Annotated in this window: 20 protein-coding genes and 1 tRNA gene; 14 read left to right on the forward strand and 7 right to left on the reverse strand. The window is 69.4% G+C overall.

What is annotated here, in order from left to right; genetic code table 11:
• Positions 1–28: 28 nt before the first annotated feature.
• Both mtaB and dapF read right to left on the reverse strand, forming a co-directional pair.
• The gene (gene mtaB, locus DRV85_RS09205; protein ID WP_113289144.1) at positions 29–1,276 is read right to left on the reverse strand and encodes a tRNA (N(6)-L-threonylcarbamoyladenosine(37)-C(2))-methylthiotransferase MtaB; all 1,248 of its coding nucleotides are present in this window, start codon (positions 1,274–1,276) and stop codon (positions 29–31) included.
• The gene (dapF, locus tag DRV85_RS09210) at positions 1,273–2,106 is read right to left on the reverse strand and encodes a diaminopimelate epimerase (protein ID WP_113289145.1); all 834 of its coding nucleotides are present in this window, start codon (positions 2,104–2,106) and stop codon (positions 1,273–1,275) included. The genes mtaB and dapF overlap by 4 nt, the downstream gene beginning before the upstream one ends.
• A 106-nt stretch (positions 2,107–2,212) precedes the next feature.
• Here dapF and DRV85_RS09215 point away from each other — a divergent pair.
• A tRNA-Lys gene (locus DRV85_RS09215) sits at positions 2,213–2,288 on the forward strand.
• Positions 2,289–2,419: 131 nt separating this feature from the next.
• Entirely contained in the window at positions 2,420–2,812 is a 393-nt protein-coding gene (locus DRV85_RS09220) for a RidA family protein (protein WP_113289146.1), read from the forward strand.
• A 3-nt stretch (positions 2,813–2,815) separates the two neighbouring features.
• On the opposite strand, the gene DRV85_RS09225 is transcribed toward DRV85_RS09220, so the two are convergent.
• The gene (locus tag DRV85_RS09225) at positions 2,816–3,538 is read right to left on the reverse strand and encodes an endonuclease/exonuclease/phosphatase family protein (protein WP_147238821.1); all 723 of its coding nucleotides are present in this window, start codon (positions 3,536–3,538) and stop codon (positions 2,816–2,818) included.
• Between the two features lie 131 nt (positions 3,539–3,669).
• Between DRV85_RS09225 and DRV85_RS09230 the strand changes: the two genes are divergently transcribed.
• On the forward strand, positions 3,670–5,103 hold the full coding sequence (locus DRV85_RS09230) for an alkaline phosphatase D family protein (protein ID WP_113289148.1): 1,434 nt from the start codon (positions 3,670–3,672) through the stop codon (positions 5,101–5,103).
• 24 nt (positions 5,104–5,127) lie between these two features.
• Here DRV85_RS09230 and DRV85_RS09235 read toward each other — a convergent pair whose 3' ends face one another.
• Together DRV85_RS09235 and DRV85_RS09240 are read right to left on the reverse strand one after the other, a co-directional pair.
• Complete coding sequence (locus tag DRV85_RS09235) at positions 5,128–5,349, reverse strand: DUF1127 domain-containing protein (protein WP_113289149.1); 222 nt, start codon at positions 5,347–5,349, stop codon at positions 5,128–5,130.
• A 129-nt stretch (positions 5,350–5,478) separates the two neighbouring features.
• Entirely contained in the window at positions 5,479–5,868 is a 390-nt protein-coding gene (locus DRV85_RS09240; RefSeq protein ID WP_113289150.1) for a hypothetical protein, read from the reverse strand.
• 351 nt (positions 5,869–6,219) lie between these two features.
• On the opposite strand from DRV85_RS09240, the gene DRV85_RS09245 reads away from it, so the two are divergent.
• Positions 6,220–7,542 (forward strand): NAD(P)-dependent oxidoreductase, encoded by a 1,323-nt coding sequence (locus tag DRV85_RS09245; protein WP_113289151.1) that lies wholly within the window; start codon positions 6,220–6,222, stop codon positions 7,540–7,542.
• Positions 7,543–7,574: 32 nt separating this feature from the next.
• Positions 7,575–8,876 carry an NAD-dependent dihydropyrimidine dehydrogenase subunit PreA gene (gene preA, locus DRV85_RS09250; RefSeq protein WP_113289152.1) on the forward strand — a complete coding sequence of 434 codons (1,302 nt, stop codon included), beginning with the start codon at positions 7,575–7,577 and terminating at the stop codon, positions 8,874–8,876.
• Between the two features lie 82 nt (positions 8,877–8,958).
• Here the strand turns inward: preA and DRV85_RS09255 are convergent, their stop codons facing one another.
• Positions 8,959–9,195, reverse strand: a complete 237-nt coding sequence (locus tag DRV85_RS09255) for a hypothetical protein (RefSeq protein ID WP_113289153.1) — start codon at positions 9,193–9,195, stop codon at positions 8,959–8,961.
• Positions 9,196–9,230: 35 nt separating this feature from the next.
• Positions 9,231–9,866 (reverse strand): TetR family transcriptional regulator C-terminal domain-containing protein, encoded by a 636-nt coding sequence (locus tag DRV85_RS09260; RefSeq protein WP_113289154.1) that lies wholly within the window; start codon positions 9,864–9,866, stop codon positions 9,231–9,233.
• A gap of 175 nt (positions 9,867–10,041) precedes the next feature.
• Here DRV85_RS09260 and DRV85_RS09265 point away from each other — a divergent pair, with 175 nt between their 5' ends.
• The 9 genes from DRV85_RS09265 to phnD all read left to right on the forward strand — a co-directional run bounded on the left by DRV85_RS09265 (position 10,042) and on the right by phnD (position 19,092).
• Positions 10,042–11,292 carry a Zn-dependent hydrolase gene (locus DRV85_RS09265; RefSeq protein WP_113289155.1) on the forward strand — a complete coding sequence of 417 codons (1,251 nt, stop codon included), beginning with the start codon at positions 10,042–10,044 and terminating at the stop codon, positions 11,290–11,292.
• A gap of 4 nt (positions 11,293–11,296) precedes the next feature.
• Entirely contained in the window at positions 11,297–11,611 is a 315-nt protein-coding gene (locus tag DRV85_RS09270) for a hypothetical protein (RefSeq protein ID WP_113289156.1), read from the forward strand.
• Between the two features lie 29 nt (positions 11,612–11,640).
• Positions 11,641–13,092 carry a dihydropyrimidinase gene (gene hydA / locus DRV85_RS09275; protein ID WP_113289157.1) on the forward strand — a complete coding sequence of 484 codons (1,452 nt, stop codon included), beginning with the start codon at positions 11,641–11,643 and terminating at the stop codon, positions 13,090–13,092.
• 44 nt (positions 13,093–13,136) lie between these two features.
• Positions 13,137–13,931 (forward strand): ABC transporter ATP-binding protein, encoded by a 795-nt coding sequence (locus DRV85_RS09280; protein ID WP_113289158.1) that lies wholly within the window; start codon positions 13,137–13,139, stop codon positions 13,929–13,931.
• A gap of 234 nt (positions 13,932–14,165) precedes the next feature.
• The gene (locus DRV85_RS09285; RefSeq protein WP_113289159.1) at positions 14,166–15,158 is read left to right on the forward strand and encodes an ABC transporter permease; all 993 of its coding nucleotides are present in this window, start codon (positions 14,166–14,168) and stop codon (positions 15,156–15,158) included.
• Positions 15,155–16,075 carry an ABC transporter permease gene (locus tag DRV85_RS09290; protein ID WP_113289160.1) on the forward strand — a complete coding sequence of 307 codons (921 nt, stop codon included), beginning with the start codon at positions 15,155–15,157 and terminating at the stop codon, positions 16,073–16,075. Before DRV85_RS09285 ends, DRV85_RS09290 begins: the two co-directional genes overlap by 4 nt.
• Positions 16,076–16,113: 38 nt before the next feature.
• A complete protein-coding gene (locus DRV85_RS09295) occupies positions 16,114–17,112 on the forward strand; it encodes an ABC transporter substrate-binding protein (protein WP_113289161.1) in 999 nt (332 codons plus the stop codon).
• Positions 17,113–17,312: 200 nt separating this feature from the next.
• Entirely contained in the window at positions 17,313–18,113 is an 801-nt protein-coding gene (gene phnC, locus DRV85_RS09300) for a phosphonate ABC transporter ATP-binding protein (protein ID WP_113289162.1), read from the forward strand.
• 76 nt (positions 18,114–18,189) lie between these two features.
• A complete protein-coding gene (gene phnD / locus DRV85_RS09305; RefSeq protein ID WP_113289222.1) occupies positions 18,190–19,092 on the forward strand; it encodes a phosphonate ABC transporter substrate-binding protein in 903 nt (300 codons plus the stop codon).
• Positions 19,093–19,133 lie beyond the last annotated feature (41 nt).

The following is a 19,133-nucleotide window of genomic DNA, read 5'->3' on the forward strand; positions in this document are numbered from 1 at the left end:
GCCTGCGGCGCCCACCGTCCCGCGGATCTCAGGCGGTGAGGGCGCCGCCCTCGTGGCCGGTGATCCGCAGGGACTCGATGGCCCCCACCGGGCGGTCCGCCTCGAGCGTCACTTCGGCGAAGCCTTCGGTGCGGCCCCGCCGGGGGCTTTCCATCAGCACGCGCTGGACGCTGCCCTTCTGCGCCGCGAGCCAGGCGTGCCGGCGACGCTCGCCCGCGGCGCGCAGGCGCTTCGCGCGGTCTCGGATCGCCCGGCCATCCACCTGCGGCATGCGCGCGGCGGGCGTGCCCTCGCGCGGCGAGAAGGGGAAGACATGCAGCCAGGTCAGGCCGCATTCCTCGACGAGGCGGAGGGAATTGGCGAACTGCGCTTCCGTCTCGGTCGGGAAGCCCGCGATGATGTCGGCGCCGAAGACGACGTCGGGGCGCAGCCGCCGGGTCTCCTCGCAGAAGCGGATGGCGTCGTCGCGCAGGTGGCGGCGCTTCATGCGCTTGAGGATCAGGTCGTCGCCGTGCTGCAGCGAGAGGTGCAGATGCGGCATGAGCCGCGGCTCGGTCGCCAGCGCCTCCATCAGCGCTGGGTCCGCCTCGATCGAATCGATTGAGGAGAGGCGCAGGCGCGGCAGGTCTGGCACGAGCTTGAGGATGCGGCGCACCAGGTCGCCGAGGCGCGGACGGCCGGGCAGGTCGGCGCCCCAGCTCGTCAGGTCCACGCCGGTCAGCACGACCTCGTTGTAGCCCGCGTCGCGCAGGCGGCGGATCTGGTCCACCACGACGCCCGCGGGGACCGAGCGCGAGTTGCCGCGGCCATAGGGAATGATGCAGAAGGTGCAGCGGTGATCGCAGCCGTTCTGGATCTGGACGTGAGCGCGCGACCGGCTGCCGAAGCCGTCGATCAGGTGATGGGCCGTCTCGCGCACCGACATGATGTCGTCCACCTGTACGCGCTCGGTGCCGAAGTCGTTGGCGAGCGCGCTCCAGGTCTCCGCGCGCATCTTCTCGGCGTTGCCGAGGACGTGGTCGACCTCCTGCATCTCGGCGAAGGTCTGCGGCTCCGTCTGCGCGGCACAGCCGGTGACGACGATGCGCGCCTGCGGGTTCTCGCGGCGCAGGCGGCGGATCTCCTGCCGGGCCTTGCGCACGGCCTCGGCGGTCACGGCGCAGGTGTTGACCACCAGCGCATCGTTCAGCCCCGCATCGGTGGCCATGCGCGTCATCGCCTCGGTCTCGTAGGCGTTGAGCCGGCAGCCGAAGGTGGTGAAGCGCGGCGCGGTCATGCGACGGCCCCCAGGAACTCGGGCGTGAGCGTGCCGGAGAAGACATGCGCGGTGGGCCCGGTCATCCAGACCCCGCCCTCGCACCACTCCACTGCGATCTCGCCCCCGTCGAGGATCAGCGTCACCGCCCGCCCGGTCAGCCCGCGCCGCGCCGCCGCGACCGCCACCGCGCAGGAGGACGAGCCCGAGGCCAGCGTGATCCCGGTGCCGCGCTCCCAGACCCGCATGCGCAGCCGATCCGGGCCAGCGAGGCTCGCCACCTGGACGTTGGTGCGTTCGGGAAAGAGCGGATGGCGCTCGATCCGGGGGCCGAGCGCCCCGAGATCCACCGCCTCGGCGTCGTCGACGAAGAAGGTGCAATGCGGGTTGCCCATGCCGGTCGCCGTGGGCGCCCCGTCGATCGGCAGCTCCAGCGTGTCGGTCTCTTCGGCGAGCGGGACGTCCCGCCAGCCGAGGCCCGGCGGCCCCATGTTGACCGCGGTGAGCGCACCGCGCCGCTCGGCCGCCAGCACGCCGTGCGCCGTGGCCAGGCGCAGCGTGTCGCGCCCCGTCTCCTCCATCAGGTGCCGCGCGATGCAGCGGGTGGCGTTGCCGCAGGCGGCCGAGGGCGAGCCGTCGGCGTTGAGGAAGTCGAGGCGCGCATCGGCCTGCGCATCCGTGCGGATCAGCGCGAGCTGATCGAAGCCCACGCCCCGGTGCCGATCCGCCAGCGCACGGGCGAGCGCCGGCGTCACCCCGACCGCGCGGGCGCGCGCGTCGATCACGACGAAGTCGTTGCCGAGCCCGTGCATCTTCATGAAGGGCAGGCCTGTGGGAGCGGTGCGATCCATGGGCGCGCATATACGCGGCCCGCCTCATCCTTTCCAGTGCCGGCGCGGCTGCAGCCGCGTTTCGGGGTTGACCGCGCGGGGGCGTCTTTCTAGAAGGCCGCGATGTGGGCCGTTAGCTCAGTTGGTAGAGCAACTGACTTTTAATCAGTGGGTCGCAGGTTCGAATCCTGCACGGCTCACCACGCTATTCAGCGACAGACGGGACTGGGGCTGCTTCGGTGCGGTTGCGCGATCCGTGGCGCGTTGCTTGTCACGGGTTTCCCGCGGGCGCACGTGCGGGCAGTGTGGCGTCGTCGGATGACCGGAGGACGTCATGCAGGAACTCGCACCCGGGGGCATCGCGCCGCCTTTCGCCCGCTACTCCCACGGGATCGCCGCCGATCCCGGGAGGCGCATCGTCGTGACCAGCGGCCAGCTCGGCGTCGCCCCTGACGGGAGCGTGCCTGACGGCGCGGAGGCGCAGGCGCGTGTCTGTTTCGACAATCTCGATGCGATCCTGGCGGAGGCCGGAGGATCGCGCGCCGACGTGATTCGCATCAACGCCTATGTCACCGCGCGCGAGCACATGGCCGGCTACATGGCCGCCCGCGACGCCTGGCTCGCGGAGGCGGACCGGCTGCCCGCCTCGACTCTGGTGATCGTGGCGGGCTTCACCCGGCCGGAATTCGTGGTCGAGGTCGAGGTGATCGCGGCCGTCCCGGCCTGAGGATCATTCCGGTCCGAGCGTCGCGACCACCGGGAAGTGGTCCGAGGCGATGCGCGAGGCGTCGCTGTCGTGCACATGCGCCCGCCCGCCGAGGCCCGGCGACAGGATGAAGCGGTCGAGTGCGAAGCGCGGCATTCGCGTGTGAAAGCTCAGCCCCGCGGGGAGTATGCGCGCGCCCTCGACGAAGGGCGCGAGCGTGCCGACCTCGCGCGGCTCGTTCAGATCGCCGGCGATCACCCAGCGCGTCGCGCCCGCCGCGCGCACCACCTCCGCCAGCCGCTCGACCGCCACGCGGCGGAAGGTGGCGACCAAAGGCAGGTGGCAGCCGACGAGGAAGAGTTCGCCATCCGGCAGCCCGAGCCGCGCCAGAACCGCGCCGCGCGGTTCGAGCCCCGGCAGGTCGATCGCGTCGAGATCGAGCAGCGCGACATGCGGTGCGAGCGCCAGCGTGTTGCCGTGAAAGCCGGTGCGCCCGATGCCGACGCTGGGATCCAGCAGCCGCAGCCCGGCGTGCGCTTCCATCGAGGCGGGCGAGAGCACGGCGCGACGCGGCGGCACGCGGGTATCCACCTCCTGCAGCACGGCCACATCCGGGGCGATCTCGGCCAGCACCTCGACGATGCGGGCGGGATCGCGCCGGCGGTCGAGCCCGACCGCCTTGCGGATGTTGTAGCTGGCCAGGCGCAGGGCGCGGGGCGAATCGGGCGGCGAGGCAATCATGGGCATCTCTTCGGGCCTCAATAGCAAGCGCCGTGCCCCGGGTTCCAGCAAGCGAAACCATGCAGCGCGACGCCGCGTGCAGTTGCAATCGCCGCGCGGCTGCCCTTTGTCGGGCAGCGCAGGCAGCGGAGCGGCGCATGACACCACTCGACGAAAACGGCGGACGCGCGGGTCCGATCCTCTACATGCGCCGGCTCGCGGAGGGCCGGCTGGAGCTCGCCGCGCTGGTTCTGCGGCCCGAGGGCGAAGCGCCGGGGGCCTTCGTCGCGGAAGGGGCCGAGATCGAACCGCGCGCGCTCGCCACCATCGGCGGCGTGACCGCCCATCGCTACGACTTCGCGCTCACCGCCGACGCGGCCGCGGGCTACACCCATGACGGCACGGCCTATCCGGTCCGCACCGCGGTTTCCGGCGACCTGCGGATCGCCTTCGTCTCCTGCAACGGCGAGGAGCACGGCGACCTCGCGCGCGATCCCGCCGAGCGCGACGCGATGTGGCTGCGCCTGGGCGAGCGGCACGACGAGGCGCCGTTCAGCCTGTTGCTGCATGGCGGGGATCAGATCTACGCCGACGAGGTGACGCTCGCGCATCCGGCGACGCGGGACTGGCCGGGCGGGGCACGGCAGACGCTTTCGCCCGACCAACTCGGCGAGGTGGCCGGGACGCTGCGCCGCGCCTACTGGGCGCGCTACATCGCGGCGATGGCGCGGCCGGCCTTCGCCCATCTCGCGGCGCGTGTGCCTTCGCTCGCCATCTGGGACGACCACGACATCTGCGACGGCTGGGGCTCGCTGCTGCGCGGGCAGGAGCGCAGGCCGCTGGGGCGCACGCTCTTTACCGCCGCGCGCGACGCCTACCTGCTGTTTCAGCATGGCACCGTTCCGGGCGGCCTGCCGCCGGGCAGTCTCGATCTCTCGGGCGCGAACCTCGGCTGGCGGGTGGACCTGCCGGGCGTTAGCCTGATCGCGCCCGACCTGCGCTCCGAGCGCACGCGACGGCGGATCATGTCGCCGGCCGGACGCGCGGCCCTGCGCGCGTCGCTCGCGCGCGGCGTCGAGGATCGGGTGATCCTGATCTCGAGCGTGCCGCTCCTGGGCCCGCGTCTGTCGCTGGTCGAGCGGGCGATGCGGCTCACGCCATGGATGGAGAAATACGAAGACGATCTGCGCGACCAATGGCAGAGCTACGCCCACCGCGCCGAATGGCGCCGGATGCTGCGCCAGCTCGCCGCCCTTCAGGCGGATGGCCACGCGGTCACCGTGCTCTCGGGGGAAATCCACCTCGCCACGCGCGGGACGATGGAAACGGCCGCCGGCCCGCTGCATCAGCTCGTGGCCTCGGGCGTGGCACATCGTGCGCCGCCGCGCCTCTATGCGGACGTGTTGGGGACGCTTGCGCGCCTGGGCGAGGCGCCGGTGCCGGAGCACCCGATCCGCCTGCACCCCCTGCCGGGTCGGCGGCGGATCTATGTCGCCGAGCGCAACTATCTCGTGCTGGAGCGCAAGGCGGGGAGGTGGCGCGCCGCCTGGGATCTCGAGGACGGCGGGCTCACCCCGGAGCTGCCCTTGTGACGGGCAGCCGTGTCGCGCCGCGCTTCAGACGTAGTAGAGGTCGCTGAAGACGCGATGCACGATTTCCTCGCGCTTGATGCCGCGCTTGGCGAGTTCGGCATCCGAGAGCGATTGCAGATACTGCACCTGCCGCACGCGGCGGTTCGAGGCCGCCGCCGTTTCGAAGAACTCGCCGATCGCGGCGAGCACGGCGCGGAAGCCGCTGCGGCGGCCGGCGGTGGTGGAATGGGCCGTGATATCAGCCATTTTTGGAAACTCCGTCAGATTTGTTGACCGTTTCCTCCCTTGGCCGATGACATAGGCGACCGCCGCCCGCACGGCTACGGGCGGCGGCGCATACCCGGCTCACGCCGGATGCAAGGCTTCGAATGCGACTCAGGCCTCGCCGGTGCCGGTGGCGGCCCGTTCGGGCGCGGGCATCGCAGGGGGCGCGGAGGGCTGTCGCCGCGAACCCTTGCCGGCGGACGGGGCGGGCCCGTCCGAGGACGCGACCAGCCGGGGCTTCGGCGTCTCGGCGCGCGGCGCCTGCGCCTTCGGCGCAGCCTTGCTGCGCGCTGCGGGTTGCCGGCGCTTGGCCTTCGGCGGCCCCTGCGGCTCGGTCGCGGACCCGGACCGCTCCAATGCCCGCGTCCACGGGCGCAGGGTGGCGAAATCCATCGCGCTGCGCGCGAGAACGGTGGCGCAGCGCATCTGCGCGGCCACGGCGTAGCCGGAGGCCCGGGCGAGGGCCAGGCTCGCGGCGATGGGATCGTGATACGGTGTCATGCTTTCTCCCCCAGTGGCGATCTCGGTGTTCCGCTTCGGGCTCGCGGCGGCGCTGCGGCCGTTGCCACCGCCGCCTTGGCGACTTGCGAAAGACTGCAGGTGCATACCGCGACTTCGCGTCAGGGCTGTGACAGCGCACCACGGCACACAGTGCATGGTTTGCACGACTCGGGTGGGTTCCCAAGCGGAACCCGCGTCGGCCGACGCAGATGCGACGCTTTGCCCGGATTTTGCGCAGCGCATTCGTGACGACGCCGATCGCTGCGCCGCGAATATTTTACCGATTGATAAAAAACAGGTCCTGTGAGAGCGTTTCCGCAAAACGACACGAGACCGACAGCGGAGACAGACATGAAACCGAACGCGCTGGCCGAGGGCATCCGGCCCGGCCGCATGGAGCCCGAGGCGCTGGCCGAAGGCTTCTGCGACATCCATCCCCCGCTCACCCCGCACGAGGCCGCGGTCGCCGCGGATCGCTGCTATTTCTGCCACGACGCGCCCTGCATCGCGGCCTGCCCGACCGAGATCGACATCCCGCTCTTCATCCGCCAGATCGCCACCGGCACGCCGGAGGCGGCCGCGAAGACGATCTTCGAGCAGAACATCCTGGGCGGCATGTGCGCCCGCGTCTGCCCGACCGAGACGCTCTGCGAAGAGGCCTGCGTGCGCGAGGTGGCGGAGCAAGACCCGGTCGAGATCGGCCGGCTGCAGCGCTACGCGACGGATACCCTGATGGAGGCAGGCGTCCACCCCTTCGAGCGCGCGGCGCCCACGGGCAAGCGCGTGGCCGTGGTGGGCGCGGGGCCGGCGGGGCTCGCCTGCGCGCACCGCCTGGCGATGAAGGGTCACGAGGTGGTGATCTACGACGCTCGGGAAAAGCCCGGCGGTCTCAACGAATACGGCATTGCCGCCTACAAGACCGTGGACGGCTTCGCCGAGCGCGAGGTGGAGTGGCTCATGCAGATCGGCGGCATCCGGCTCGAGCAGGGGCGCGCGCTGGGCCGGGACGTCACGCTGGGCGAATTGCGACAGGACTTCGACGCCGTGTTCCTCGGGATGGGTCTGGGCGCGGTCAACGCGCTCGGCCTGGAGGGTGAGGACCGCTCGGGCATCGACGATGCGGTGGATTTCATCGCCGAACTTCGGCAGGCCGAAGATCTCGCGCGGCTGCCCGTCGGCCGCGACGTCGTCGTGATCGGCGGCGGCATGACGGCCGTGGACGCGGCGGTGCAAGCGAAACTCCTCGGCGCACTCAACGTCACCATGGTCTATCGCCGCTCGCGCGCGCGGATGAACGCGAGCCGCAAGGAACAGGATCATGCGGCGCGCCGCGGCGTGAAGATCGTGACCAACGCGGTGCCTGTCGCGGTGCACGGCAACGGCGCGGTGCGCGAGGTCGAGTTCGAGTTCGTCGAGGACGACCTCACGCCCACCGGCGAGCGCTTCCGCCTGCCGGCAGACCAGGTCTTCAAGGCGATCGGCCAGCGGCTGGAGGGCGAGGGCCTGCCCGAGATCGATCGCGGCAAGATCGCCGTCACCGGCGCCGGCCGCACGAGCGTGGAGGGCGTCTGGGCCGGGGGCGACTGCGCCGCGGGCGGGGACGACCTGACCGTGACAGCCGTCGCGCAGGGCCGCGACGCGGCCGAGGACATCCACGCGGCGCTGGGGCGCTGAGGCGCGCGCCGTCCGACAGGGAGACAAGCACAATGGCCAATCTCGCGACCGACTTTCTGGGCATCAAGTCGCCCAACCCCTTCTGGCTGGCCTCCGCGCCGCCCACGGACAAGGAATACAACGTCCGCCGTGCCTTCGATGCGGGCTGGGGCGGCGTTGTCTGGAAGACGCTGGGCCTCGACCCTGCGATCGTGAACGTCAACGGGCCGCGCTACGGCGCGGTCTGGGGGCCGGACCGGCGGCTGATGGGGATGAACAACATCGAGCTCATCACCGACCGCCCGCTCGAGACGAACCTCGAGGAGATCAAGGCGGTCAAGCGCGACTATCCCGACCGGGCGATGATCGTCTCGCTCATGGTGCCCTGCGAGGAGGAGCCCTGGGCCTGGATACTGAAACGCGTCGAGGAGACGGGCGCCGACGGGGTGGAGCTCAACTTCGGCTGCCCGCACGGCATGAGCGAGCGCGGCATGGGCTCGGCCGTGGGGCAGGTGCCCGAATACATCGAGATGGTCACCCGCTGGTGCAAGGCCAACACCCGGATGCCGGTGATCGTGAAGCTCACGCCCAACGTCACCGATATCCGCAAGCCCGCCGCCGCCGCGCTCGCCGGCGGGGCGGACGCCGTGAGCCTCATCAACACGGTCAATTCAATCACCAGCGTGGATCTCGACCTTTTCGCGCCGGAGCCCACGATCGACGGCAAGGGCGCGCACGGCGGCTACTGCGGCCCGGCCGTGAAGCCCATCGCGCTCAACATGGTGGCCGAGATCGCGCGCACGCCGGAGCTCTCGCGCCTGCCGATCAGCGGCATCGGCGGCATCACCACCTGGCGCGACGCGGCCGAGTTCCTGGCGCTGGGTGCGGGCAACGTGCAGGTCTGCACGGCCGCCATGACCTACGGCTTCAAGATCGTGCAGGAGATGATCTCGGGCCTTTCGCAGTATCTCGACGAGAAGCAGATCGCGCTTCCCGAGCTGGTCGGGCGCGCGGTGCCCAACGTGGTCGACTGGAACGCGCTGAACCTGAACTACGTCACAAAGGCGCGCATCGACCAGGACAAGTGCATCAAGTGCGGCCGCTGCTACGCGGCCTGCGAGGACACGAGCCATCAGGCGATCAGCATGTCGCCCGACCGCAAGTTCGAGGTGATCGACGCCGAATGCGTGGCCTGCAACCTCTGCGTCAACGTCTGCCCGGTCGAGGACTGCATCACGATGGAGCGGATGGCCGCGGGCGAGGTGGATCCGCGGACCGGCGAGGTTGTGCGCGAGGAATACGCCAACTGGACGACGCATCCGAACAATCCGGCGGCGGCCAAGGCGGCGGAGTGAAGCAGCCCTGCCATTTTTGTACGAAGAATGGCAGGGTCCATGCGCTCGGACGGAGGCTTTTCGTACGAAAACCCCCTGCGTCTCAGCAGATGACGCGCATGTGGCCCGGATTGCAGATAAATATGAACTGGCCACCGCATTCGATCAGGTGAAAGCCGCGGGCGCGCACTTCCGCTGCGAGGGCAGCCTGCCCGACCTCGCGCTCCACGTCGCGCACCGCGCGGCGCAGGACGCCGCCCGGCCGGGCCGCCTTGGCCGCGAAGAGGCGGCGAAGCCAGGCCTTGTTTCGAGACTGTACGAGAGAGCCATCGTCGAGCATGCCGCGCAGGCTGCCCGAAGAGGGTAAAAGCAGGATTAATCCGGCCGGGGCGCCAGAAGCTTGCGGAACATTGTCTCGACATGGGCGAGGGCGTCGTCCCAGACGTCGCCCTCCGGCATCAGCACGGCGATCTGCGCCTCGAAATCCGCATAGTGCTGCGTGGTCGCCCAGATCGACATGATCAGATGCCGCGGCTCGACCGGCGCGAGCCGGCCCTGCTCCACCCAGCGCGCGATCAGGGCGGCCTTTTCGTCCACCAGCGGTTTCAGCCCGTCCTCCAGATGCGGGCGCATCCGTGGCGCGCCCTGCAGGATCTCGTTGGCGAAAAGGCGGCTCTCGCGCGGATATTCGCGGCTCATCTCCACCTTGCGGCGGATGTAGCGCAGAAGCTCCTCGAGCGGCTCGCCGGCGGGGTCGAGCCGGTGCAGCGGCTCGAGCCATGTCTCCATCGTGTGGTTCAGAAGCGTGACGTGGATCGCCTCCTTCCCCTCGAAGTAGTAGAGAATGTTGGGCTTCGACAGCCCGGCCGCCTGCGCGATCTGGTCGAGCGTCGCGCCGCGGTAGCCCTCGACCGAAAAGACGTCGAGCGCCGCTTCCAGGATGCGCTTGCGGTTGCGCGTCTGGATGCGGCTGGGCTTTCTCGCGGTATAGGGCTCGGTCGGCCGGTTCATGCCTCGGTCGGGATGCGCAGCGATTGATCCGCCTTCCTCTGACCCGCCCCGCCTCTGCCGTCAATCCTTGACAGGGTGAGGGCCGGTTGCAATCGTGCCTTGACCAATTGGTCAAAAGCCTGCGCCGCGCCATGCGCGCGGAAGACGGGCCGCCAGCTACGGGGAGAGCAAGCGCATGGCCGCACCAGGCGAGAACCTGCGAATCGACGGCGACCGCCTCTGGGACAGCCTTATGGAGATGGCGAAGATCGGCCCCGGCGTTGCCGGCGGCAACAATCGCCAGACGCTGACGGATGCCGACGCCGAGGGTCGCGCGCTGTTCCAGCGCTGGTGCGAGGACGCGGGCCTGAGCATGGGTGTCGACAGCATGGGCAACATGTTCGCCACGCGCGAGGGCACCGACCCGGATGCGCTGCCGGTCTACGTGGGCTCGCACCTCGACACCCAGCCCACGGGCGGCAAATACGATGGCGTCCTCGGCGTGCTGGGCGGGCTCGAGATCATCCGCACGATGAACGACCTCGGCATTCGCACGAAACATCCGATCGTGGTGACGAACTGGACCAACGAGGAAGGCACGCGCTTCGCCCCCGCGATGCTGGCCTCGGGCGTCTTCGCGGGTGTTCACGACGAGCAATGGGCCTACGACCGGGTGGATGCCGAGGGCAAGCGCTTCGGCGACGAGCTGGAGCGCATTGGCTGGCGCGGCTCCGAGAAGGTGGGCGCGCGCAAGATGCACGCCTTCTTCGAGCTGCACATCGAACAGGGCCCGATCCTCGAGGCAGAGGAAAAGGATGTGGGCGTCGTCACCCACGGGCAGGGCCTGAGCTGGACGCAGGTCACGATCACCGGCAAGGACGCGCACACCGGCTCCACCCCGATGCCAATGCGCAAGAACGCCGCGCTCGGCATGGCGCGTGTGCTGGAGCTGGTCGAAGAGATCGCGCTTTCCCACGCGCCGCATGCCGTGGGCGCGGCGGGGCATATCGACGTCTATCCCAACTCGCGCAACGTGATCCCGGGCAAGGCGGTCTTCACGGTGGACTTCCGCTCGCCCGAACTGGCGGTCATCAAGGACATGGAGGCGCGCCTGCGCGCGGGGGCCGAGAAGATCTGCGCCGACATGGGGCTGGAGGTCGCCTTCGAGAAGGTGGGCGGCTTCGACCCGGTGGAATTCGATCCGGACTGCGTGCAGGCCGTGCGCGACGCCGCCGAGCGGCTGGGCTATTCCCACCGCGAGATCGTCTCCGGCGCCGGGCACGACGCCTGCTGGATCAACCAGGTGGCACCCGCCGCCATGGTGATGTGCCCCTGCGTCGACGGGCTGAGCCACAACGAGGCCGAGGAGATCACAAGGGACTGGGCCCGCGCCGGCGCCGACGTGCTGATGCATGCGGTGCTGGAGACCGCGGAGATCGTGGAGTGACGGCGTGACCGACACCGCCCTCGCCAGGGAGATCGACGCCCTTCTGGACGCCGAGGAGGCGGCCTGGGACGGGTCGACCTCGCAAGGCGCGGGCACGCTCGCCGCCTTCCGCGAACACCGGCGGCCGCCGCGGCCCGTGACGGTCAACTTCTCGGGCGGGATCACGCAGACCTGCTGGTCGGTGACGCGCACCAACGGCACATATCGCGTGATCTACCTGCCCACGGCGGGCTACTTCTCGCTCTGCGTGGAAAGCGATTTCGGCCCGCTGGACATCGGGGTGCACGGCCCCGCCATCGACTGCTTCGGCTCCGTCTGAGCCGACAAGGACAACAGGGAGAGGACGCCATGAGCAAGGTCATCAAGGGCGGCACCATCGTCACGGCCGACCTGATCTACGACGCCGACGTGCTGGTCGAGAACGGCCGCATCGCCGAGATCGGCAAGGATCTGAAGGGCGACGAGGTGCTCGACGCCACCGGCTGCTACGTCATGCCCGGCGGGATCGACCCGCACACGCACATGGAGATGCCCTTCATGGGCACCTATTCCACGGATGACTTCGAAAGCGGCACGCGTGCCGCTTTGTCGGGCGGAACGACCATGGTCGTCGATTTCGCGCTGCCGCAGCCCGGTCAGGGGCTGCTCGACGCCATCCAGATGTGGGACAACAAGTCGACGCGGGCGAACTGCGACTACTCGTTCCACATGGCGATCACCTGGTGGGGCGAGCAGGTGTTCAACGAGATGAAGGATGCGACGGAGCGCGGCATCAACACCTTCAAGCACTTCATGGCCTACAAGGGCGCGCTGATGGTGAACGACGACGAGCTCTTCGCCTCGTTCCAGCGCGTCAAGGAGCTGGGCGGCATCCCCCTGGTGCATGCCGAGAACGGCGACGTGGTGGCCGACCTGCAGCAGAAATACCTCTCCGAGGGCAACAACGGCCCCGAGGCGCATGCCTATTCCCGGCCCCCCGAGGTCGAGGGCGAGGCGGCCAACCGCGCCATCATGATCGCCGACATGGCCGGCGTGCCGCTCTACATCGTGCATGTCTCCTGCGAGCAGGCGCACGAGGCGATCCGCCGCGCCCGGATGCAGGGCAAGCGTGTCTGGGGCGAGCCGCTGATCCAGCACCTGACGCTCGACGAGAGCGAATACTTCGACAAGGACTGGGACCACGCCGCACGGCGCGTGATGTCGCCGCCCTTCCGCAACAAGCAGCACCAGGACAGCCTCTGGAACGGGCTGGCGAGCGGGAGCCTGTCGGTCGTCGCCACCGATCACTGCGCCTTCACCACCGACCAGAAGCGCTATGGCGTGGGCGACTTCACCAAGATCCCGAACGGCACCGGCGGGCTCGAGGACCGGATGCCGATGCTCTGGACCTACGGCGTGGGCACCGGTCGGCTGACCATGCAGGAGTTCGTGGCCGTCACCTCCACCAACATCGCCAAGATCCTCAACATCTATCCCCGGAAGGGCGCGATTCTCGAAGGCGCCGACGCCGACATCGTCGTCTGGGACCCGGCGAAGGAAAAGACGATCAGCGCGAAGACGCAGCAGTCGGCGATCGACTACAACGTCTTCGAGGGCAAGCATGTGAAGGGGCTGCCGCGCTTCACGCTCACCCGCGGCAAGGTGGCGGTGCACGACGGCGAGATCCGGACCGAGGAGGGACACGGCGAATTCGTCAAGCGCCCGCCGAACGGCCCGGTCAACAAGGCGCTGTCGACCTGGAAGGAACTGACCGCACCGCGCAAGGTGGAGCGGACCGGTATCCCGGCGAGCGGGGTGTGAGCGCGCAGGCGACAGCGGCGCAGGAGCGAGGGGGCAGGGGCGCGATGAAGGACACGCGCGCAGCCGAGGCGGTGATCGAGGCGAAGGGGCTCGACCTCGTCTTCCAGACGGGGGACGGGCCCGTTCAGGCGCTCAAGGACGTGAATCTCGCCATCGGGCAGGGCGAATTCGTCAGCTTCATCGGTCCCTCGGGCTGCGGCAAGACCACGCTCCTGCGCGTGATCGCGGCGCTGGAGACGCCCTCCGCGGGCCGCATGACCGTGAACGGCATGACGCCCGACGAGGCGCGCCGCGCGCGCGCCTACGGCTACGTCTTTCAGGCCGCGGGGCTTTATCCCTGGCGGACCATCGGCGGCAACGTGCGCCTGCCGCTCGAGATCATGGGCTATCCGAAGTCCGAGCAAGCGGAGCGCGTGAAGCGGGTGCTGGAGCTCGTGGATCTCGCAGGCTTCGAGAAGAAGTTCCCCTGGCAGCTGTCGGGGGGCATGCAGCAGCGCGCCTCGATCGCCCGCGCCCTGGCCTTCGACGCCGACATCCTGCTGATGGACGAGCCCTTCGGTGCGCTCGACGAGATCGTGCGCGACCGGCTGAACGAGGAGCTGCTCGCGCTCTGGGAGCGGACGGGAAAGACGATCGCCTTCGTCACCCATTCGATCCCGGAGGCGGTCTATCTGTCCACGCGGATCGTGGTGATGTCGCCGCGGCCCGGCCGGATCACCGACGTGATCGAGAGCCCGCTGCCGAAGGAACGCCCGCTGGAGATCCGCGATACGCCCGAGTTCATCGAGATCGCCCATCGCGTCCGCGAGGGGCTGCGCGCGGGGCATGGTTATGACTGAGGTGACACGTCGCCCGCGCAGACGCTCCGCCCCCTCGCAGGGACGGAGCGCCGCGTCTTTCAACGGTCGCGGTCATCGGCTCCCCAGCCTGTACCGCTGCAACAGGGAATCACCATTTCCTTTCAATGGTCTTAAAATACCCAAATCCCGGCTTCGCACATGGCGCCGTGCCAGGGGCGGAGGCCGCCTTCTGGGTATTTTCGGACCATTGAAAGCCGCTGGCGGAGCGCGCGCATGACCTCCGTCACGGAGATCGCGGCACCCGGGGCGGGCGCGGGGCGCACGGGGCTCCGGGCCTGGCGCTGGGTGCGGCTGCGGGTGCTGCCGATCCTCGCGGTGGTGCTGGGGATCGTGGTGGTCTGGTATACGGCCTGCGTGCCGATGAACGTGAAGGAGACGCTGACCTTCGCGGAACGGGCGGGCGCGGAAGTGGAACCGGCCTCGCCCGCCGAGCGGCGGGACATGGGGCGCGTCGCCCTGGTGCTGGCCAATCCCGGCCAGCTCGGCGGCAGCTTCGCGCTCGACCGGCCGCGGCTGCCGGCGCCGCACCAGGTGGTGGCGGAGCTCTGGGAAACGACGGTGGAGACGCGGCCCACCTCGAAGCGCAGTCTCGTCTACCACGGCTGGGTCACGCTCTCGGCGACGCTCCTCGGCTTCGGGATCGGGACGGCGCTGGGCGTGCTGCTGGCGGTGGGGATCGTGCACGACCGCGCGATGGACATGAGCGTGCTGCCCTGGGCCATCGCGAGCCAGACGATCCCGATCCTCGCCATCGCGCCGATGATCATCGTGGTGCTCAACTCCATCGGGCTGCAGGGGCTGATCCCGAAGGCGCTGATCTCGGCCTATCTCAGTTTCTTTCCGGTCGTGGTCAGCATGGTGGCCGGGCTGCGCAGCCCGGCGGCGAGCCAGATGGACCTGATGCACACCTATTCGGCGACGGGGGGGCAGGTGTTCCGGAAGTTGCGGCTGCCGGCCTCGGTTCCTTATCTCTTCGCCGCGCTCAAGGTGGGGATCGCCGCCTCGCTCATCGGCGCCATCGTGGGCGAGCTGCCCACCGGCGCCTCGGAGGGGCTGGGGGCGCGGCTGCTGGCGGGGAGCTACTACGGGCAGACGGTGCAGATCTGGTCGGCGCTCTTCGCCGCCGCGATCCTGGCGGCGGCCATGGTGGGGCTCATCGGTCTGATCGAACGGCTCACGCTGCGCCGCATGGGGTTCGGACGATGACCGCGGTGGTGGCGCGCATCGGGCCGCTTCTGCTGGTGCAGATCGTGGCGCTGGGGGCGGCCGTGGTCGTCGACCTGCGGCTGGCCGCGGTGCTCGCCGTCTGGTTCGCCGCCTGGCAGGTGAACATCCGGCTCTCCGAGAGCGCGCTGGCGCGCCGCGACGGCGGCCGGGTCGCGGTCGCAGCCGTCTTCGGCGTCACGGTGCTGATCCTGTGGGAGCTGACCGTGCGGCTCTTCCAGGTGCCCGGGGTGATCCTGCCGCCGCCGACGCGGATCGCGGCGACGCTGGCCGGCAACCTCGACCTGCTCTGGGGCGACTTCGTGCAGACCGTGGTGAAGGGGGCGCTCACGGGCTACGTCATCGGCTGCGCGGCCGCCGTGGCGATGGCCGTCGCGGTGGACCGCTCGCCCTTCCTCCAGCGCGGGCTGCTGCCGGTGGGCAACTTCATGGCCGCGCTGCCGATCATCGGCACGGCGCCCATCCTCGTGATGTGGTTCGGCTTCGGCTGGCAGTCGAAGGCGGCGGTCGTGGTGCTGATGGTCTTTTTCCCGATGCTGGTGAACGCGGTCGCCGGGCTGCAGGCCGCCGACCGGATGCAGCGCGATCTGATGGAGACCTATGCGGCGAGCTACTGGCAGTCGCTCGTCAAGCTGCGGCTTCCGGCCGCGATGCCGCTGATCTTCAACGGGCTCAAGATCTCCTCCACGCTGGCGCTGATCGGCGCGATCGTGGCCGAGTTCTTCGGCTCGCCCACGCTTGGCCTCGGCTTCCGCATCTCCACCTCGGTGGGGCAGCTGCAGCTCGGCATGGTCTGGGCGGGCATCACGGTGGCGGCGCTGGCCGGCTCGGCCTTCTATTTCGCCGTCGCCCAGGCGGAGAAGCGGGTGACCTTCTGGCACCCGTCACAAAGACCCTGAAACGGGGTGATCCCAACAAGGAGGGAAACGAGAAAACCATGAAGACATTCATCAAGACCGCGCTCGCCGCGGCGCTGACCGGCGGGATCGGCAGCGCAGCCATCGCCCAGGACGAGGTCACCCTGCAGCTCAAGTGGGTCACGCAGGCGCAGTTCGCGGGCTACTACGTCGCCAAGGACAAGGGGTTCTACGAAGAGGCGAACCTGGACGTGACGATCAAGCCGGGCGGGCCGGACATCGCGCCGCCGCAGGTGATCGCCGGCGGTGGGGCCGACGTGATCGTGGAGTGGATGCCCGCCGCGCTCGCCGCGCGCGAGAACGGCCTGCCGCTGGTGAACATCGCGCAGCCTTTCAAGTCCTCCGGCATGATGCTGACCTGCTGGGCCGACACCGGCATCGAGGATCCCTCGGACCTTGCCAACCGCACCCTGGGCGTGTGGTTCTTCGGCAACGAGTTCCCCTTCCTGTCGTGGATGGCGAAGCTGGGCATCGAGACCGACGGCAAGGACGAGAACGGCGTCGAGGTGCTCAAGCAGGGCTTCAATGTCGATCCGCTTCTGCAGCGGCAGGCCGACTGCATCTCGACCATGACCTACAACGAGTACTGGCAGGTGATCGACGCGGGCGTGAGCCCGGAAGAGCTCGTCACCTTCAAGTACGAGGATCAGGGGGTCGCCACGCTCGAGGACGGGCTCTGGGTGCTGGAGGAGGATCTGCAGGATCCCGAGTTCGTGGACAAGATGGCGCGCTTCGTCGCCGCCTCGATGCGCGGCTGGAAATACGCCGAGGAGAACCCGGACGAGGCGGCGATGATCGTGCTCGACAACGACGCCACCGGCGCGCAGACCGAAAAGCACCAGAAGCGCATGATGGGCGAGGTCGCCAAGCTGACGGCCGGCTCTGACGGCACGCTCGACCCGGCGGACTACGAGCGCACGGTCGAGACGCTGCTCTCGGGCGGCTCGACGCCTGTGATCACCGAGCATCCGGGCGACGGCGCCTGGACCCACGCGGTGACGGATCAGGCGCTCAACTGAGATCACGACAAGACGAGGGACAGTGCGGGGCGGCGCGGGCCGCCCCGTTTTCGTTTCGGGCGCCCGAAAAACGGGCAGAACGCCCTGACCGGGCGCCGGCGGCGCAGGCGGCATCCGGCCTGTCATGAAAGCTTTGCAGAAACGACACACAGGTTTCGCCGGTGGCCAATAGGCCGCTCACGACAGCCTGGGGGTGAGACGTGCTGCGCATCGACAAGCTGACCAAGCGCTTCGGCGCCAATGTCGCGGTGGATTCCGCCACGATCGACGTGGACCGCTCTATGATGGTGGGCATCATCGGTGCCTCCGGCGCGGGCAAATCCACGCTCCTGCGGATGCTGAACCGCCTCACCGATGCGAGCGCGGGCGCGGTGCATTACGGCGAGGTGGAAATCACCGCGCTCCGGGGCGCGGAGAAGCGCCGCTGGCAGTCGGACTGCGCGATGATCTTCCAGCAGTTCAACCTGGTGCCTCGGCTGGACGTTGTCTCGAACGTTCTGCACGGCACGCTCAACCGCCGGTCCACCCTCGCCACGCTCTTCAGCCTCTACCCCGAGGCGGACATCCATCGCGCCATCGACATTCTCGAGCGGCTGGGCATCGCCGAACACGCGCCCAAGCGGGCCGAGGCGCTCTCGGGCGGCCAGCAGCAGCGCGTCGCGATCGCCCGGGCGCTGATGCAGGATCCGAAGATCATCCTGGCAGACGAGCCGATCGCCAGCCTCGATCCGATGAACGCGCAGGTCGTCATGGATACGCTGCGCCGCATTCACGAGGAGGACGGGCGCATGGTGATCTGCAACCTGCACACGCTCGATACCGCGCGCCGCTACTGCGATCGTGTCGTGGGCATGCGGCAGGGGCGGATCGTCTTCGACGGCACGCCGGCGCAGCTGACCACCGGCGTCGCGCGCGACATCTACGGCGCCGACGCCAGCTTTTCGGAAGCGGCGACGTCCACCGAAATCCGCGACCACGCCGCGCAACCTGTTCACGCCTGAGCTTTCCGCCGTCCCCGCCGCCCGGAGGGGCCGGCGCGGGGCACCCCACGCCCTGAACATGACAAGAGGGATGACCATGAAGAAACTGATCGCAGCCGCCCTGGCGACCACCGCCCTCGCCGCCCCGGCGATGGCGCAGGAGATCGACGAGTTCCGCATCGGCCTGCTGGGCGGCGAGAACGCGCAGGACCGTCTCGCCTCCAACCAGTGCCTTGCGGACTACACCGAAGAGGCGCTGGGCGTGCCCACCCGGCTCTTTGCGCCGGCCGATTACAACGGCGTGATCCAGGGCCTGCTCGGTGGCTCGATCGACATGGCCTGGCTGGGCGCCTCGGGCTACGCGGCGACCTACCTGGCCGACCCGGACGCGGTCGAGCCGGTGCTGGTCAAGACCAACCTCGACGGCTCCTTCTCCTATCACTCGATCGGCTTCGCGCGTGCCGACAGCGGCATCACCTCGCTCGACGACATGGAGGGCAAGGTCTTCGGCTTCGGCGACCCGAACTCCACCTCGGGCTACCTGATCCCCTCGGTGGAGATCCCGCAGGCCACCGGCGCCTCGATGGAGCCCGGGGACTACTTCGGCGACGTGGTGTTCACCGGCGGGCACGAGCAGACCATCGTGGCGGTCGCCAACGGCGACATCGACGCCGGCGTGACCTGGGCCGACGGCCTCGGCGCCTGGGAGGACGGCTACAACTCCGGCGCGCTGCGCAAGGCCTCGGACGCGGGCCTCGTGGACATGAACGAGCTCGTCGAGATCTGGAAGTCCAAGCCGATCCCGGAGGGGCCGATCGTGCTGCGCAGCTCGCTGCCCGCAGAGGTGAAGGAGACCATGGTCGAACTCGTCTCGACCCTGCACGAGATGGACGAGGAATGCGCCTACGGCGTCGCAGCCGGCGAGACCGCGGGCTTCGAGCCGATCGGCCACGAGGCCTACGAGACGATCATCGAAGTGCGCAAGCGCGAGATGAACTGAAGGCCATCGGCCTGACATTTCGGTCCCGGCCCGCGCGGCCG

Source organism: Rhodosalinus halophilus, from assembly GCF_003298775.1.
GTDB classification, from domain to species: Bacteria; Pseudomonadota; Alphaproteobacteria; order Rhodobacterales; family Rhodobacteraceae; genus Rhodosalinus; species Rhodosalinus halophilus.

Bases quoted from the DNA above. Each gene is read 5' to 3' on its own strand.
- DRV85_RS09235 (WP_113289149.1), bottom strand. From the start codon at position 5,349: ATGGCTGATATCACGGCCCATTCCACCACCGCCGGCCGCCGCAGCGGC.
- DRV85_RS09245 (WP_113289151.1), top strand. From the start codon at position 6,220: ATGAAACCGAACGCGCTGGCCGAGGGCATCCGGCCCGGCCGCATGGAG.
- dapF (WP_113289145.1), bottom strand. From the start codon at position 2,106: ATGGATCGCACCGCTCCCACAGGCCTGCCCTTCATGAAGATGCACGGG.
- DRV85_RS09220 (WP_113289146.1), top strand. From the start codon at position 2,420: ATGCAGGAACTCGCACCCGGGGGCATCGCGCCGCCTTTCGCCCGCTAC.
- DRV85_RS09225 (WP_147238821.1), bottom strand. From the start codon at position 3,538: ATGCCCATGATTGCCTCGCCGCCCGATTCGCCCCGCGCCCTGCGCCTG.
- hydA (WP_113289157.1), top strand. From the start codon at position 11,641: ATGAGCAAGGTCATCAAGGGCGGCACCATCGTCACGGCCGACCTGATC.
- DRV85_RS09265 (WP_113289155.1), top strand. From the start codon at position 10,042: ATGGCCGCACCAGGCGAGAACCTGCGAATCGACGGCGACCGCCTCTGG.
- DRV85_RS09240 (WP_113289150.1), bottom strand. From the start codon at position 5,868: ATGACACCGTATCACGATCCCATCGCCGCGAGCCTGGCCCTCGCCCGG.
- mtaB (WP_113289144.1), bottom strand. From the start codon at position 1,276: ATGACCGCGCCGCGCTTCACCACCTTCGGCTGCCGGCTCAACGCCTAC.
- DRV85_RS09295 (WP_113289161.1), top strand. From the start codon at position 16,114: ATGAAGACATTCATCAAGACCGCGCTCGCCGCGGCGCTGACCGGCGGG.
- DRV85_RS09290 (WP_113289160.1), top strand. From the start codon at position 15,155: ATGACCGCGGTGGTGGCGCGCATCGGGCCGCTTCTGCTGGTGCAGATC.
- DRV85_RS09260 (WP_113289154.1), bottom strand. From the start codon at position 9,866: ATGAACCGGCCGACCGAGCCCTATACCGCGAGAAAGCCCAGCCGCATC.
- phnD (WP_113289222.1), top strand. From the start codon at position 18,190: ATGAAGAAACTGATCGCAGCCGCCCTGGCGACCACCGCCCTCGCCGCC.
- DRV85_RS09230 (WP_113289148.1), top strand. From the start codon at position 3,670: ATGACACCACTCGACGAAAACGGCGGACGCGCGGGTCCGATCCTCTAC.
- DRV85_RS09285 (WP_113289159.1), top strand. From the start codon at position 14,166: ATGACCTCCGTCACGGAGATCGCGGCACCCGGGGCGGGCGCGGGGCGC.
- DRV85_RS09280 (WP_113289158.1), top strand. From the start codon at position 13,137: ATGAAGGACACGCGCGCAGCCGAGGCGGTGATCGAGGCGAAGGGGCTC.
- DRV85_RS09255 (WP_113289153.1), bottom strand. From the start codon at position 9,195: ATGCTCGACGATGGCTCTCTCGTACAGTCTCGAAACAAGGCCTGGCTT.
- preA (WP_113289152.1), top strand. From the start codon at position 7,575: ATGGCCAATCTCGCGACCGACTTTCTGGGCATCAAGTCGCCCAACCCC.